15 protein-coding genes and 2 pseudogenes are annotated in these 15,904 nt (G+C 41.2%); 4 read left to right on the plus strand and 13 right to left on the minus strand.

Going from position 1 to position 15,904, the window contains the following annotated elements; genetic code table 11:
* The first annotated feature begins 37 nt into the window (after positions 1 to 37).
* Entirely contained in the window at positions 38 to 676 is a 639-nt protein-coding gene (locus tag BM195_RS09210; protein ID WP_090236918.1) for a potassium channel family protein, read from the plus strand.
* Positions 677 to 890: 214 nt separating this feature from the next.
* On the opposite strand, the gene BM195_RS09215 is transcribed toward BM195_RS09210, so the two are convergent.
* The 11 genes and pseudogenes from BM195_RS09215 to BM195_RS19000 all read right to left on the minus strand — a co-directional run bounded on the left by BM195_RS09215 (position 891) and on the right by BM195_RS19000 (position 9,365).
* Positions 891 to 1,391: a DinB family protein gene (locus BM195_RS09215; RefSeq protein ID WP_090236922.1), complete on the minus strand. Its 501-nt coding sequence runs from the start codon at positions 1,389 to 1,391 to the stop codon at positions 891 to 893.
* Between the two features lie 118 nt (positions 1,392 to 1,509).
* Positions 1,510 to 1,749: a hypothetical protein gene (locus tag BM195_RS18550; RefSeq protein WP_244535715.1), complete on the minus strand. Its 240-nt coding sequence runs from the start codon at positions 1,747 to 1,749 to the stop codon at positions 1,510 to 1,512.
* 302 nt (positions 1,750 to 2,051) lie between these two features.
* Positions 2,052 to 3,026 carry a helix-turn-helix transcriptional regulator gene (locus BM195_RS09225; RefSeq protein ID WP_090236927.1) on the minus strand — a complete coding sequence of 325 codons (975 nt, stop codon included), beginning with the start codon at positions 3,024 to 3,026 and terminating at the stop codon, positions 2,052 to 2,054.
* A 146-nt stretch (positions 3,027 to 3,172) separates the two neighbouring features.
* Positions 3,173 to 3,376: a GNAT family N-acetyltransferase gene (locus tag BM195_RS09230; RefSeq protein ID WP_090236929.1), complete on the minus strand. Its 204-nt coding sequence runs from the start codon at positions 3,374 to 3,376 to the stop codon at positions 3,173 to 3,175.
* Positions 3,377 to 3,499: 123 nt separating this feature from the next.
* The gene (locus tag BM195_RS09235) at positions 3,500 to 5,491 is read right to left on the minus strand and encodes a M6 family metalloprotease domain-containing protein (RefSeq protein WP_090236931.1); all 1,992 of its coding nucleotides are present in this window, start codon (positions 5,489 to 5,491) and stop codon (positions 3,500 to 3,502) included.
* Positions 5,492 to 5,731: 240 nt separating this feature from the next.
* Positions 5,732 to 5,988: pseudogene (locus BM195_RS19140) on the minus strand (ATP-binding cassette domain-containing protein); the annotation flags it as partial.
* A 46-nt stretch (positions 5,989 to 6,034) separates the two neighbouring features.
* A complete protein-coding gene (locus BM195_RS18555) occupies positions 6,035 to 6,175 on the minus strand; it encodes an ATP-binding cassette domain-containing protein (RefSeq protein ID WP_244535716.1) in 141 nt (46 codons plus the stop codon).
* Between the two features lie 71 nt (positions 6,176 to 6,246).
* Positions 6,247 to 6,546, minus strand: a complete 300-nt coding sequence (locus tag BM195_RS18995) for a hypothetical protein (protein WP_342028025.1) — start codon at positions 6,544 to 6,546, stop codon at positions 6,247 to 6,249.
* On the minus strand, positions 6,536 to 7,192 hold the full coding sequence (locus BM195_RS09245) for a protein kinase family protein (RefSeq protein WP_342028026.1): 657 nt from the start codon (positions 7,190 to 7,192) through the stop codon (positions 6,536 to 6,538). Before BM195_RS09245 ends, BM195_RS18995 begins: the two co-directional genes overlap by 11 nt.
* Before the next feature lie 903 nt (positions 7,193 to 8,095).
* Positions 8,096 to 8,623 (minus strand): methylated-DNA--[protein]-cysteine S-methyltransferase, encoded by a 528-nt coding sequence (locus BM195_RS09250; RefSeq protein ID WP_090236934.1) that lies wholly within the window; start codon positions 8,621 to 8,623, stop codon positions 8,096 to 8,098.
* A 157-nt stretch (positions 8,624 to 8,780) separates the two neighbouring features.
* The gene (locus BM195_RS19000) at positions 8,781 to 9,365 is read right to left on the minus strand and encodes a bifunctional transcriptional activator/DNA repair enzyme AdaA (protein WP_090236936.1); all 585 of its coding nucleotides are present in this window, start codon (positions 9,363 to 9,365) and stop codon (positions 8,781 to 8,783) included.
* Between the two features lie 807 nt (positions 9,366 to 10,172).
* Here BM195_RS19000 and BM195_RS18850 point away from each other — a divergent pair.
* Positions 10,173 to 10,304: a hypothetical protein gene (locus tag BM195_RS18850; protein WP_280141254.1), complete on the plus strand. Its 132-nt coding sequence runs from the start codon at positions 10,173 to 10,175 to the stop codon at positions 10,302 to 10,304.
* Between the two features lie 49 nt (positions 10,305 to 10,353).
* Positions 10,354 to 11,039, plus strand: a pseudogene (locus BM195_RS09260) (SDR family NAD(P)-dependent oxidoreductase).
* 87 nt (positions 11,040 to 11,126) lie between these two features.
* Here BM195_RS09260 and bla read toward each other — a convergent pair.
* A complete protein-coding gene (gene bla, locus BM195_RS09265; protein WP_090236940.1) occupies positions 11,127 to 12,062 on the minus strand; it encodes a class A beta-lactamase in 936 nt (311 codons plus the stop codon).
* 146 nt (positions 12,063 to 12,208) lie between these two features.
* Positions 12,209 to 14,221 (minus strand): penicillin-binding transpeptidase domain-containing protein, encoded by a 2,013-nt coding sequence (locus BM195_RS09270; RefSeq protein ID WP_090236943.1) that lies wholly within the window; start codon positions 14,219 to 14,221, stop codon positions 12,209 to 12,211.
* A 669-nt stretch (positions 14,222 to 14,890) separates the two neighbouring features.
* Between BM195_RS09270 and BM195_RS09275 the strand changes: the two genes are divergently transcribed.
* A complete protein-coding gene (locus BM195_RS09275; protein ID WP_090236946.1) occupies positions 14,891 to 15,898 on the plus strand; it encodes an AraC family transcriptional regulator in 1,008 nt (335 codons plus the stop codon).
* Positions 15,899 to 15,904: the final 6 nt, after the last annotated feature.

Below are 15,904 nucleotides of genomic sequence, written 5' to 3' on the forward strand. Positions count from 1 at the left end.
GATGTTCCGTATTTAAGTGGATTGAGGGGGAGTTAATATGAAAAATCATTATATTATTGTCGGATGGAATCAACGGTCAAAACAGTTGATAAGCGCGATTACAAAGAGGGGGGAAGAGGTATTACTTATCGATAGCACACTTGATAAACCACCTCAGGATATACCTGACTCTATCATCATACATGGAGATGCATCAAATAAAGATACTTTATTAAAGGCAGATATTCAGCAGGCTAAATCAGTTGTAGTGACATCAGAATCAGCGATAGGAGAAAAAGAGTCAGATCATTATTCCATTTTGATTACAATTACAATAAAAGCAATTAACCCTGACATTCCAATTTTCACTGAGATTCTTACTAAAAATCAAATGGAAAATGCAAGACGTGCCGGGGCATATGTTATCCGGTTAAATGAGCTGATAGGTACATTATTTTTTCATGAGCTTCATAGTACCAAGGCAGAGTACACATCGCTGAAAAAGATGCTGGATCAGCGTTACAAATCTATTTCTGTTCCAGATGATTTAACCGGCAAAACGTTCAAAGAATGTCAGTATGCCTTACTGGATCAGAAAAATTTACTTGTATTAGGAATTGATCATGGTATCGACATATCCATTAATCCTACAGGTTCAACAACCCTAAACGAAGGTGACTTATTAATAACGCTTTAGAAGGAAGAATGTCCTTAGAAAAACGTTCTAACGAGTTACATAAGGATAAATTAGCAATCGCATATCATTAGACCGAACTTTCTTTATCGTTTGCCAAAACCGCCATAGCGTATGTTTGACCTTTTTTATATAGTTTATACGAATGACGGTTGATCATTATTCACCTTGTCTGCTTAATTCATGATTCAGCAAAAGCAATACAAAGCGTTATCATTTAGTATAGAAAAAACACATAATCAGTAGGTACGCCCCGTTCTCCTTGTTGATGCAGCATTGCTGTCACATTTCCGCGATGGTATGTTCCGTGATTCACTACATGGTGAATGAGGTCAGCAAGGGCGAACTCACTGCGACCATATCGAGGATGTTCAGTGAAAATAATGTGTTCTAAATCCTCCTGAGCGGCAAAAAAGTTATAATATTCCTTTGAAAGCCCGTCATATAGTCTTTCCAGCTCATTTATCGGTACCCCTGAGGCCTCTGACTGTCGACGCTCAACTTCATTGACAGTATCATTAAAGCTGCTTCCTTTCATCGTTTCCAGCCAGATAATGTCCCCTGCATAAAGATGGACCAGAACATCCGAGATTGAAGGGAATACACTTTTTACAGTTTTGTTATAAACCTCTTCAGGCAGCTGCTTCAAGTGCTGAAACAGTTGCTGGTTAGCCCATACGTGGTAATCGTACATTTTCTTTGCCCGGTTACTTTCCATTAGCTTGCTCCTCTCACATATATTTTCAACATGATAAATCCGAACACATCGTTTAATTCTATTTTCATGGATTTGTGCATCCTTTTTCTACCTTCCTGCAAACGTTGCTTTTGTATGATTAACGAAAAAACGGTACATGTTTCACACCAATCATACACGCACACACGAATATTTGCGCTTTGTGATGGATTTCATGATCATACATCATTTCCATGAATGTTTTTCCTGGTGCCCGAAAATCAGATAATGAAAAGACTTGTTCAGCTTCGAGGTCAGCATCCAGCAATGATGTGTACTCGGCTTTGGTTTTTCCCCAAATTCGCTTACATTGCGGCGAACTTCGGCCATAGTCGTGCATGCAACGACATCTGGCACTTCCAAACGTCCTTTCTTAACCAACTTAACGAAGGCGTCATTCCATTGGACAACATACATTGAAAGCTCGCCGAGTACTAAGCACCTTCCCAAGGCTTAAAATGAACATGCTCATCTTCAATCGGCTCCAACAGCTCACCAAGCACTTCACGATGTCTCACCCACTTGTTTACATATGTTCAACTTGTTTCATTTCCCGCCTCCTACTGCATTTTGAATTCGATCAGTGTTTAATCATTTACCGATCCTGCTGTCATCATAAAACAACTTGACTGACAAATACGGTCAGTCAAGTTCAATTTTTTGATAATGATTGTACAGCTTCGATATGACATCGGTCAGGCTTTCCCTTAAAAAAGACGGTTCCAACACTTGTATTGATGTACCATAGGGAAGAAGAAAATAAGGTACATACGTCGAAATCGCTTTCTCGCCTAATTTAAAATGAACCTGCTCATTTGACCGTTCCTGAAGAGCATGTCCGAATAACCAATGGTCACAAAGGTCATTTATTGCTTGTGGGCTTCCTTGAATACAAACGGAAATAAGCTGATCCTGATTTTGCAGATCAGGCAAAAGATTTTCAAGAAAGAAATAACGAGCTGAAAAATTCGATGGACGTTGGAATGCCCATTCAGTTCTGGACAGAGAGTTGATCCGGTCAACTCGAAAGTTTCGTATATCATGGCGGAGATGACAATAGGCGATCATATACCATTTATTCCTCCAATTGATAAGTCCATAAGGATCAACACGGCGTTTTCGGGAAGAGTCCCGATATCCTTTCTGATATTCCATTAAAAGGGTATACCCTTCTGCAGCCGCCACTTCCAGTTCCTGAAGCAAGGGTTCCAAGGAAGCGTCGGGCAATGGGCTGATCACATCAAACCCTACTGAGTGGCGGTCAATTGCATGCAATTGTTCTGGATTGGTATATCTTTTTAGCTTAGCGATTGCCTCGTGTAATGCATCACTAAAAGGATAGCCTGCCTCATCCGCAAATCTGGCCGCGTGTATAAGTGCTTTTTGTTCCTCCAGGTCAAAAAACAATGGAACTTCGGTGAATTCACGAAGTAAGCAATACCCTCCGTTATGCCCGGAGTCGGCGATAATCGGAACACCGCTGGCACACAAACCATCAATATAGCGGTAAACACTTCGTATATGTATCTCAAGTTCTTCAGCCAATTGGTTGGCAGTCATTCGTTTTTCAGTTTTCAGCAGCCAGAGAATAGCAAGCATATTATCGGCTTTAGACATTCTGGATTCATTCCCTTCTGAACTAAGAATACTGATTGCAAAATCCAGAGGTACGCTTCGGATACAATGTAAGGCCTAGAGGTACACAGTGGTTTTAATAACAGTATGTCAGTGAAACTGTTCCTGCCATAACGGCAGTGGCGACCCTAATACATTCGGTACATACCATGTGATCTGGGATAGGTATACTTGAATCCAAATTGTTCATAAATTTTGTTGGCGGCATCAGCTATCAGACTTACATAAAAACCAGAGTATGTATTTTTGTCCAGATAGTTCATAAGTTCCTTCATAACCAGCTTTCCAAGTCCCTGTCCTTGATAACCCGATTTCACGACAATATCAATCATCCACCGTATTCTCTTCTGTTTAATTTAATCTTAATATCGGATGAATTGGAGTGCGGATTAAATAGTTGGTAAACAATGAATAAGGGTGGATGCCCTTCAGCACTCACCCTTATTTCTAAAATACTATCTGACACCGCCTGGTCCCACACGGCGTGTTACAGTGGTGGAAGCATTTGTATCCGTTTCTGAACTTGCTTGAAATGTCAGCTCAGTCGGGGTCGGTTTCTGATTGCCTCTTCCGCCCGATGGAATCATGACATATACAGGAACAGTCACGGTTTCGCCTGCATCAGCTTCGATCACATTGTTTTCAATCATCGTCTCCCAGCCTGCTTCTGTATCGACATTCAGCCTGAATAAGTCCGTTTCTTCACCGGTGTTGGTAACAGTGAAGTTGTAAGTGGCCACACGTCCAGGAACTGCGCGATCAACGTCACCAACAGATGCATCCACACCGCTTTCAAAGCTGTTGGCAGCATCCATATGCCGTACAGCTACGCGATAGGAAAGGACTCCTTGATTATCATGATTTTTATCCAGAACATAGAAGTGAAGCCGGTTATGTTCATCCTGATATTCATTAACAACCCCTTCAGCAGTTCCGGCTTTAAAAAGGGCGTCGGACAATTGACGGTAGTCACCTTTCGAATACATCGCCTCCGACCCATCTGGTCTGGTGAAGTCTACCTGATCAATATCTTCAGGATGAGCGTCAATCGCCCAAATATATGGCGGTGCGTCCGTATTCTTCGTTTTAGCCATCAAAACACCTGAATCCGGCTGAAATGAATCAAATCCGACCCTGTCAACAACTTCAATCGTATAGTTGTCATACCACTTTTCACCGCGTTGCATATCGGCACGCCAATCATCCTCCAATGAATTCGGCGGAGTCAGATCCTCCATTTCAATGTTGATGCCATGAAGCCCGTCACGTCCGAATTCTTCGCCAATAGGAACTTCTCTTGCCGTAATATCAGCAACAACCGGCCCTGTTTCAGCAAGTTCATCACGATCCAAGTTCAAGTAATCATCTTCTTCCAAGAATCCTTGCTTCATTTTATTGCGCAACATATGATGCGCTGGGGCGGAACCTCCAAGTGTCGGCATTACCATCCAACGGGTGTGCGGACCGCCTGGACCATTGAAACTGCCACGGCTCATCAATTCCCAAGGCCCTGAATAGGTGCGTGATACCGGATCACCATAAGGGTTGTTGTAATTATCCCCCAGACTCATAATATGACCAAATTCGTGTGCAAAGGTCCCCATACCATCATTCTCACCCTGGATGGAAATGCCGTTACCTGCTCTTGACCAAAGACTTTTTGCAGCAACCCAAGAGGTCCAGTCAACATAACGGGTGTTGGCCCAATTTTGCATCGTATCAAATTCAGACGGCGGACCGAACGTATCCGAAACATCCTCTGGCCCTGCAAACATCATTTCGCCAAACTCCTGCCAGATGCCTGATTCATCATACCCTGCATGTAATACGAATGTGAAGTCGTACGTTTCACCAGATGCGTCAATATCGTCCTGGGCCTTTTCCAGGGCATCTTCCCTTAAATCATATGTGTCATCATATCCAGGTGGCAGATTTTCTTCCTGACCGAATTCGCCCATGCCATACTCGAATTCATTGTGATCCATTTGGTAAGTTCCAAATGCATCAATTTCAACTGCCCATTTTCCATATGAGTTTTCACGCCAAAATTCATCAATTGAACGGTAGTTATTCAACGGTTGCGGTTCAGTCAGAAAATTTTCCCAAAATTCCGGGACGTCTTCTCTCGGAATATTTCCGTTTATCGGGTTACCTGCCAGTTCAGATCCCTCTTCCTGACTCAAAATAAATTCGCGATCAGGAAAATCTACCACGACCAGAGCACCTTTAAGTACTCTATCCGGTTCCACATCGGTATTCCGCCAGTCAATTCCAGGAACCGATTTGTAATCATCCCATGTCATATCTTCCGGAAGAACCCATGATTGCGTGTCCTCTGGTTCCGGAAACGAAGGCAATCCCGGCTGAGCAGCAAATACCGATGTTGCCGACATGAAAGTGAGAAGGAATGCAATTAAAATAGTAAATGAAAATTTGACAAATCTCACTCTATTAACCTCCTTAGTAGATTTGTCAATAACTATATCACCACTCATTTTAATCTGACAATTTAAAACACTCGAAAATTTAAAAATAAGAAAAAAGATATATATACCCTAAAATTTTTGTCAAATGCTTGTTACTTTTGAACACCATCTATGAAACATTCATGTAATTCGACCTATTTCCATTATCACGTGCCGAAAAATCATCCCAGACTGAAAAAGCCTGAGATGATTTTTTTACCCTTCAAGCATGATAAGCAGTCTCGGACGATGCGTCAGCGCACAGGCAATGTTCAGTCTTCGTTTCATCCCACCGGAAAACTTTTTCGGAAGCTTCCATGCTTTGAGGAGAGCCCGACAAATTCTAATGCTTCCTGGACTCGCTTTTTGCGCTCCTCCCCTTTCAACCCATAAACACCTGCGAAGAATTCCAGATTTTCTTTGGCCGTCAGATCTTCAAATACGGTTAGCTCCTGGGTGACAAGACCTATCTTTTGTTTATTTTGTACCTGCTGAAGAGCTGGACGCTGCCTTCATCAAGCGGAATCATCCTGTCAGTGTATGAATAAGTGTCGTTTTACCGGCACCGTTTGGCCCGAGCAATCCAACAATCTCTCCTTTTTGAATATCAAGATCTACATAATCAAGAGCAAGCTCACTGCCATAGCGTTTTACAATACCTTTCATAGAAGCAATTGTCCAAAAATCAAGTCATAAATTGGATAAGGATGTTCACTTCCTTGGATATATAGTAAACATCATCCACTTATGGTTCTTAGTTCTTCCTTTAAATAATTCATTGTAACAACTCTTTCTTGTTCATTTAATGAATCAAATAAAAGCTGTTCCATAAACTCGCCTATATCTTCCAGCTTTCGTCTGCCTTGGTAAAAATGCAAGGCATCGGGATTGAGCTTAAAATTTTGGTGTGTTTTCTGATACATTTTTAAAAATGTATGAAAGTATGGCTTATCAACCAAAAACATTAAATCAGCTTCAACAGGCGCTAATTTCAATCCTTCCCAATCAATCAATACCAATTGTTCTTCAGATTCCATTAAATTCCAATAGTGCAAGTCCGTATGACAATAAAGCCATTTTTAAATCACTATTTTTCAAATATATCGCTAGTTTTTCAACGGTATTAACCAGATCATTTATTTGCTTTACGTAAGGACTGACTACTTTTCTTACACCACCTGCGATATGCTTATTTTCATCATTTAATATGTCCCTGAACAATTGCAAAAATGGGACTTGAAAGTCTTCCTTAATAGAATCTGTTTCTATGGGGATTTCTTCTCCATAGAAATGAAGACTGGCAATGATTTCCGAGAATTGCTGAATCTGGTCTTCTGTTAACTTACGGTTACCAATCGTCTCTCCATCAATGTAATCATAAAGCAAATAAATGCCAACATCATCTTCACACTTATATTCTCCATTCACGGTTAATAAAGGAACAGTGATGTTTCCCTTCAAATTGCTATTGTGCATCAACCAAACCATAATTGGCATATATTGATCAATAAGGGCCGTCAACTTCGGTGTGGATGCTCGGCTTTTTTCATATACCTTCAAGAAATAACGTTGATTCATGTCAGACACCTTATAAGCAAGTGTTGACCATCCACCTTGCTGAGGCACTATATCGGCAATGTCAACGTCATACTGATGTTTTAAAACACTTCTTATGTTATTCATATGGTCCCCCTGCCGACTTAATACTTTGAAAGATTATACCACAGCTTCCAAGGTAACGCTTTTTACAATGTTTATCTATTAAGGAAGGGAGTTAGCAAGCAAGTTTGTCTCTTCTTCCTAATTTAATCTTATTATATACGCCCGATTATCGTATAGTGCTAATCAGCTTTAAGGTAGGGTTGCTATTATAAGTCGAAGTGTACAGGTAAAAGTGGGGTACGACCTATACCCTCCATATTTTTCCATTAACCTGATTCAAGGTCATCTGAAAGAGTCTTTACTAGTTTGTCCTCAACTTCCTCGGGTAAAAACCCCCATGCTGACTGCGATAAACGTATTTCTATTTCCAAAAAAGCATCGGGCCGGCTATAAAATGTCTCCTGAAATCCGTCAACACAATCAAATGGAACAGGAATTTTTTAATATCACATTCCCCAAAGGACATCTATTGTTGTATAACGGGATCGCGATGTTATTTGTTATTTCACATCCCTTCATTATACAATCTCATAATATTTTAGTTATTTTCATTTCCCATTGTGTCAAAATACCTAAACTTGTATTTAAATAACTCATCATTTTAGATTGGTATTCTAAAAGCTCGCTGCACTTGTATATCCTTTGAATTACATGAGTCCAATCGTTTTAACAATCATTATCCGCTCCGATAAAAAGCACTATTTACATGCTTCGTAAAATGTCGCGATCCGTACATGGTCTGATCGACATTTTTGTAAATCCTTATCCATATTTTAAAATCCCTCCCAACAATGAATATTGAAAGCAAGAGAACATCGTCTATTCCTGACTACTCCCGATTATTTCAATCTTTACGACATTTTTCTTATGATAGTTTAGGAAGTGAGAAGCATGAGAAGTCACGATATAGATCGTCCCTGTCAATTAGATGCCAGTTTTCCCCTGCCATGAGTTAATAATTGCTTCTTCTGTTATTTTAGCCCCCTCAATCTTCAGCAATTGTTTTTTCATATCCGTCCCGCCTGCATAGCCGGTCAGTTTTTTATTAATGCCAACAACACGGTGACAAGGAAACAGGATAGGCAAAGGATTGACAGCATTCGTACGCCCTACTGCACGAGCAGCTTTCGGTCTTCCGATAGAAGCTGCTATGTCAGAATACGTTCGAATTTCCCCATAAGGAATCTTTCGCAAGGCCTGCCATATTCGCTTTTGAAACGGGGTCCCTTTCAGTGCAAAGGGCAAGCCGAATTGCTGGCGTTCCCCATGAAGATACTCCTTGAATTGTTGACAGACGGGTTTCCCAAGGTCATCGCTTCTTTTTACAGTTTGCTTGGCAGTAAAAACATGCCAGAGTTCATCTGTTAACACGATGTGTTCAAGTGTGCCCTCCTTTTTGAACATAAACCGCAGACAACCGATTTTTGTATGACACTCATCATAAATGATCATGTTCAGGGTTCCTCCCAGTACTGTTTTGATGAACTGCTTTAGATTCATAAATTGGTACAAAGTAGTAAGAGGTTCATCAAGTGCATATAAGTGACTTTCAAAGCCAGCCGCTTTCCCCCTCGCAGAATAATGCTAGTTTTAAGTCTTAACCAAGTCCTTAATAGGCTGGGGGTTCCATATGGTTGACCTTAAATTGACTTGGTGAAAGACCTGTGCTGCGTTTAAACGCATTGTAAAAACTCGAAATACTTTGATATCCTACGTGATAACCAATTTCCGTACTATTTAAAGTGGTTGTTAAAAGAAGCTCTTTCGCTTTCTTGACTCTGGTCTTTTCCAAATACATACGTGGCGTGTACCCGGTCCTGTTTTTAAAGATCCGATTTAAATGGAAACGGCTGACCCCCACCTTTACTGCCATATCATTCAGATGAATGTTTTGCCAGTAATGATGATCAATGATTTCTTTCGTATCTTCTATAATCAATTCAAATGGGTCATAATGCTTTGATTTCAATTCGGGTCGGCACCTCTTACAGGGACGATATCCTGCATTTTGGGCTTTGACAGCATTTGAAAAAAAGGATACATTTTGAGACTTCGGAGTTTTGGATCTGCAGGATGGCCGACAAAAAATCCCTGTTGTCTTTATCGCATAAAAAAACTTTCCATCATATTCAGGGTTACATGCAACTGTTGCCTCCCACATTGTATCTTCAGGAATATTACTTGACGCTTTCATCAGTTTCACCACCCTCTGCGGAGTAATTTCCATTATCAAACATTATGTACAAAACATACCCGCTGCTGCAAAACAGATAACAATAAAACCATTCTGCGTGGAATTCTAGTGGCTGAAAAAAAGAACCCCTAATCCCAACATGGTTGCGATATATAATGCCATTCCTTGATATAAATCAATCGATTTCATACCCATGATTTCACCCCTTATTCTACCTTTAGTGTACCTCCTAAGGGTAAGAAATTCTTTCTGTTTTTTGCGGTTTAATTTCTAAAAAAGATAGGTTGATCTTTTCTACCTATGGTCTTCAACAATTGCACGCGATTATTAAATAATTTTTTATTTTCATCCCTAGTGCACTGACGCTTATATTATCTCCCTAAAATCATTTGAAGAATCAAATTTTTGTGTTATGATTGTACTAACTTTAATGGATGGAGGTTTCATGATGATTGATATTCTAACTTTGAACCGTTAATTGAATACGTTCAAAGGCTCTGCTTATGCTCAGAGTAATAGATTGATCTTTCATTTATAAGGAAACCTTCAGTATACATATGTGTGTTATGAGAGAGGGGATTTATCTCCTCTCTTTTTGATTTCTAAAACTCGATATTTTGCTCCAATGGCACTTCCTGTGATTTTTTCAGTTGAAGGTATATCAGTACTATTGAGAGTGTAAAATAGTTCAACACATAAATGTTTTCGTGTTTGCATAACCATTTTGGGCTAAGCAGAGTACCTAACTTTCTGTTGATTGAAAAGAATACGAATTTACACCCAACCTCAAAAAGAAGTAGATAAGTTATGACAAACATAGAAAATAGACGAGTATGGTTCACTACAGGTGCAAGCAGTGGACTGGGATACGAATATGCAAAGGCGGCACTGGCGTCAGGTGATAAAGTAGCAGCTGCAGCAAGAACCATCGAAACGTGACATGAGTTAAAGAGTAAATACCGCGAAAGACTGTTACCGTTGAAACTCGATGTTACGAATAGAAGTAACTGTGTTATCTACAGTGAAGGCGGCAAAGGAACATTTCGAATACCTTGATATTGTTACCAATAATGCAGGTAACATGATCATGGGAATGATCGAAGAATTAAGTGAAGACGAGGCACGAAGCCAGATGGAAACAAATTTTTTGGTGCTCTCTGGGTCTATCAGGCAACTATGCCGTACTTTCGGGAGCAAGGTTCCGGGCATATCATACAAATATCATGCATCGGAGGTTTGGTTACCGGTCCAATGTCCGATAATTATAGTGCTAGTAAATTTGCACTTGAAGGAATGAGTGAAGCTTTAGCGCAAGAAGCTAAACATTTTGGTGTTAAGTTAACGATTGTAGAGCCGGGTGGCTATTGGACGAATCTTTATTTAAAAATGCAAAACAGTCATCCATTAGCACCCTATGAATCATTACGGGATGAATTGGCTCGCCAGTTTTCCGAAGGCTCAGTCGATAGTGATCCAAGCCTAGCAGCAGAAGCTATCTTAAAAATTGTGAACTGTGATAATCCGCCTTTAAGACTTGTCCTTGGCAGCATGCTTTTTGATGTAGCCATTGATAGCACAAAAGAGCGTATTGCTACATGGAAAGAATGGGAAACAGTAAGTCGTGCTGCAGAAAGGGACATCTCTGCGCCGGAAGGTTATGGGAAAACCGATTAAAAAACTTTTTTATCCAGTGAATTTAAGTAGAAGCTTTTCTTGGAAAAGTATCGTTCTTTATTTTGGCCTTAAGTCATACAACCCCCCCTAATTTTTAGGGGGATTAACATTTTCACTTCGAAGAGTATCGATGACTTCCTCTGTTGCCTGTGCAATAAGCTTATCCTTATATTCAGCATCCTTTTTATCGCGACTGGATAGGATGGCAAGAACAATAGGATCCCCTTCTGGTGGCCAAATGATCGCAATGTCATTTCGAGTGCCATATGATGCTGCTCCAGTTTTATCAGCTACTTCCCAACTCTCCGGCACGCCAGCACGGATTAATGTATCACCTGTCGTATTTCTTTTCATCCAATCGATTAACATCACACGTTTTTCTGTTGGGAGTACGTCTCCGACTGTGAATGCCTGGAGGCTGTCAGCAAGTGCTTTTGGTGTGCTAGTATCATGCGTTTCTCCTGGTTTAACCTCGTTTAACGCCGGCTCAATTCGCGCCGGCTCGGTAACATGATCGCCAATCTCTCTGAGGGATTTTTTTAGCCCGCTCGGACCTTCAAGCTGCTCAAGTATAAGATTTGCCGCAGTATTGTCACTGTATCTAAGAGCAGCATCACAAAGCTCCTTAAGCGTCATGCCTGTATCAACATGCTTCTTGGTGATCGGATTATAATTGACAAGGTCATCACGTGTATAGGTAATTCTTTGGTTTAGGTCTGCTATTGACTTTTGTTGTAATAGTGCGCCTACAGCTAGAACTTTAAAAGTAGATGCATATGCAAAACGTTCATCTGGTCGATAGGTTACTGTTTCGTTTGTACCCGTGTCCAGGGCGAAGACACCAAGTCTCGCATCAAACTCATCCTCAAGTTTGGCAAAATCATCTGTAATCGAAGTTTCTTCTTTTTGCTTCGATTGAACAGACTCGGCGTTATCCTCTGAACAACCGACAACCATAACACATACAAAAAGTAATACAGGTACAGTGTTTTTTAAATTAAAAATCGTGTTCCAACAAGTCATTAAAATCTAACCTCTTTCTAAACGTTTTTATCACCAATGCTCGAAATACATAGGCGAATTAGCAGGCAATGCCTATGTATTGAACTTTTTCAGTACTTCCCTTTTATCCATACGCCATCCCGGTTACAGCTTACCCAGCCAAATGACTACTGTAATGATTGAAAAACATTTTGTGCTTTCGGAACGACGTAACCGCTGCCACCGCGCTCTTTTACATCCTCAATCATCATTGCCAGCAGTAATTTGTTATCTTCTGTGTCGAAACCGATAAACCAGCCATTTTCCGTACCCTTTTTGTCTTCTTTATTATCTTTGATTTCGGCTGTACCAGATTTCCCTGCAATCGTCATGCCTGGAATATAAGCACCATGTGCCGTACCATTAGGATCGTCAACAACCTGGATTAAATCTTCTTTGATTAATTCAGCGATTTTCGGCTCAATCAGATTTTTCTTCCAGACAGTTCGTCCTTCTTCATCTTTCAACAAATAAGGGCTTAACAAATCACCTTCACTTAAAAAAGGCGTGTAAGCTAATGCAAGATGAAGAGGACTCATCATGACCTCACCCTGGCCATAGGCAGAATCAGCCAGCTGTGCTTCGCTATTGATCCCATTATTCGAAAGTATAGACGGATCAACCGAAAATGGAATAGGAAGTTCTTCGTCAAATCCAAATGCCTTTGCTTCGGTTAAAAAGGTGTCTTTCCCCATTTCGAGTGCTTCTTGAGCAAAATAAATGTTGTCGGAATATACAAAGGCATCTCGTAAAGTCACAGAACTTTTATCATGAACACGCGTCACGTAGTAATCACCCCATGACGCATCTTTTGTCCAGTGAAGTCCGTCAATCTGTCTGACTTTCTCCGGATCTGTTACACCTGATTTTAGCCCTGCAGCTGCTGTAATCGTCTTAAATACTGAACCTGGTGCATAGCGATTGATAAAGCGATTTAACAACGGTTTATCGGGATTGTCACGCCATTCCGCCCATTGCTCGCCGGAAAGACCTCTGATGAACGCATTGGGATTATAGGAAGGCGAACTGACAAGCGCCAGTACTGCTCCTTTTTTTGGGTCTATCGCTGCAGCAGTCCCTGCATCCCCTTTCAGCTGATCATAAATTTCCTGCTGAAGATTGGCATCAATCGTTAACTGAATATCCTTTCCTGAAACAGGATCGGCTTTAGCCAACGTTTCCTTAAAGCTGCCATCTGCGTGCTTAATATAAACATGACCGCCATCTTTCCCTCTTAACGCTTCTTCAAAAATCTCCTCAAGCCCGGTATTTCCAACGATATCACCCGAGGTATAACCCTTTTCTTGCAATTCGGTAATTTGTTCTGCCGTGATCTCCCGTACATAACCCGTTAAATGGGCTGTCGAAGCGCCGAAGGGATAAGTGCGGACTATTTTTTCTTGCGCTGCCACCCCGGGAATATCAAAATAGGGCCGAAGATTGTCTTCATCCTGCGGCAATGTGGCAAGCGGCACAAATGAATCAGGTTTTACCCATGAGGAACTTAACTTCTGGTTTATGTCATCCGGTGTTATACCCAATAAATCAGATAACGCTTCTTTAGAATCCTTCTTTTCATCGTCGAATTTGCCTGGTACGACTCCAATGACGTTAGTCTTAGCGTTAATCGCAAGACCAACGCCATTTTTATCGCTGATTTCTCCTCTCGATGCTACTAATGTTTCGGCCGCTACAGTTTCCCCTTCTTCCAGAGAAGGAAAAATAAGTGCCGGTTCCCATTCCACAAGCCATTCTTGGTCAGATTCATTTTTCTCCATAACTAAAGTCGCTTGATGGTCAAATTCAATAGGGCCAGCCAACGTTTCCATTTTCACGTGATACTTGAAGGTAACCGAATCGTCTTCCGCCTCCTCTTCGTTTTTGCCATCAAATATGCCATCTATCTTTATTTTTTTAGCTTCAATTCCCTGATAGATATCGTTATAACGTGCCACAAATTCCTCGTTCGTCATGTCCTCTTTAGATTGCTCGGACAGATGCTGATACATGTTTTCAAAATTCATGTCCTGCCAATTGGCAAGATATGCTTTAAAAGCATCCTCTGGCTTTTCCTTATCTGAGCAACCGTCTGCAAGAGCAAGAAACACAATCATGATGATGACCATCCAAAATCGTCTCAACCCTTCCAACCCCTTTACAAACGATCTTAATATGGTATACAGTATCCAATTCTATAAGTCTCAGCTGCAAATGTATGGTGCGCTGTTGTTACTTGATTCACGGCGACAGGTGAATACGCAATCTACAGCGTCATTAGTTTCACCCATTACCTTACCGTCATCTTGAAATTATGACTACAACTGTAATCTAATACTACATTTGTAGTCAGTTTGTGTCAAGTATTTATTAAACATATAAATGATTGCCAGCACCCCCGCTAATGTTGATTTAAAATAAAGTTCGATCAAAATCGGGGGATAAAGCCTGATTCAATGAAAAAAATCAGAGCCTGTTCATTTTTAAGACAACGTATACCAGATAAATTTTCAACTTAAAGAATATTTCTGATACAATACGATTAAACAATCGGGCCAGTTTGTGGAAGAAGGAGAGCAGGTTGTTTTATGATAACTCAGAATGTACTCCCTAATGAATAGGAATAAATAAAAAAACACTAATACATTTTCAATCACATCAACAGGATTAATTTGACGTAAACAGTTAGTTGTATGTCGCCTTTTGCTAGTTACAAAACAACATTGGATTGGTAATATATTAACTGTCCTACCAACAGGGTAGACACAATAAAAACTTGTCAAGTTATAGATAGCTAAGGGAGGGGTTTATAAATGACGTCTTATACTCGTATTAAATTCCCGGCAGGATTTTGGACGGGATTACGTCAATTAGGGATTGCCCCCCATGAAGTGGCCCGAAAAGCGGGACTTCCACTCACTATCATTAATGAACCAGTTGTCACCACCCCCCAATATTTCTCAATTTGGCAGGCGTATTCCGATATCATAGGTGACACAGCTAAAGGAATCATCAAGCTAACGACCGGCTTCGAAACAGTTCATTTTCCACCAACTGTTTTAGCAGCTTACCACGCTCGTGACTACCGCGACGCACTAACACGCATGGCTCGGTATAAACGACTGTGCCCCCCTGAAAGCTTACTTATCACAGAGGAAGGCGATGAATGTACTATCGAACTGGGATGGTTGTATACAGAGCAACCCGGTCCGTCGATGTTGATTGGTATCACGCTGGCATTTCTTTTGGAGTTAGGACGCCGGGGCACTGGTCAGCCATTGACGGCGAAGTCCGTGGAATTTTCGCATTTAATGGGCGATGTTCAGTCACTTGAAGCTTACTTCGGATGCCGTGTCCAAATCGGTGGAAGTCGTGACAAATTGACGCTCCATAGAAGTGACCTGGACCGCCCCTTTGTCTCGTACAACGCAGAGTTGCTGGAAATTCTGACCCCCGTATTGGGCCAATCGGCAGATGAGCAGCAACCTGGTAATTCAATTACCAAGATGGTCAAGTGGATCATGAAACGTAGCCTGCCAGGAGGGCGTTCCAACATCCAGACTGTCGCAGGCGAGTTAGGGATGAGTAATCGCACCTTGCAGCGCCGTCTTCATGACGAAGGGACGAGCTTCAAACATCTGTTAACACAAGTCCGACAAGAACAGGCACGGGAGTACTTAGCAGATCCCTCGCTCGATATTCGCGAAGTTGCCTTCCTGATTGGTTATGAGGATCAAAACTCGTTCTATCGGGCCTTTCGGCTTTGGGAGGGAGATACGCCCTCAAATTGGCGTACTGAACATTTAGGTACAACTCGATAAACTGAC

This window comes from Lentibacillus halodurans (genome assembly GCF_900112045.1).
GTDB lineage: Bacteria > Bacillota > Bacilli > Bacillales > Amphibacillaceae > Lentibacillus > Lentibacillus halodurans.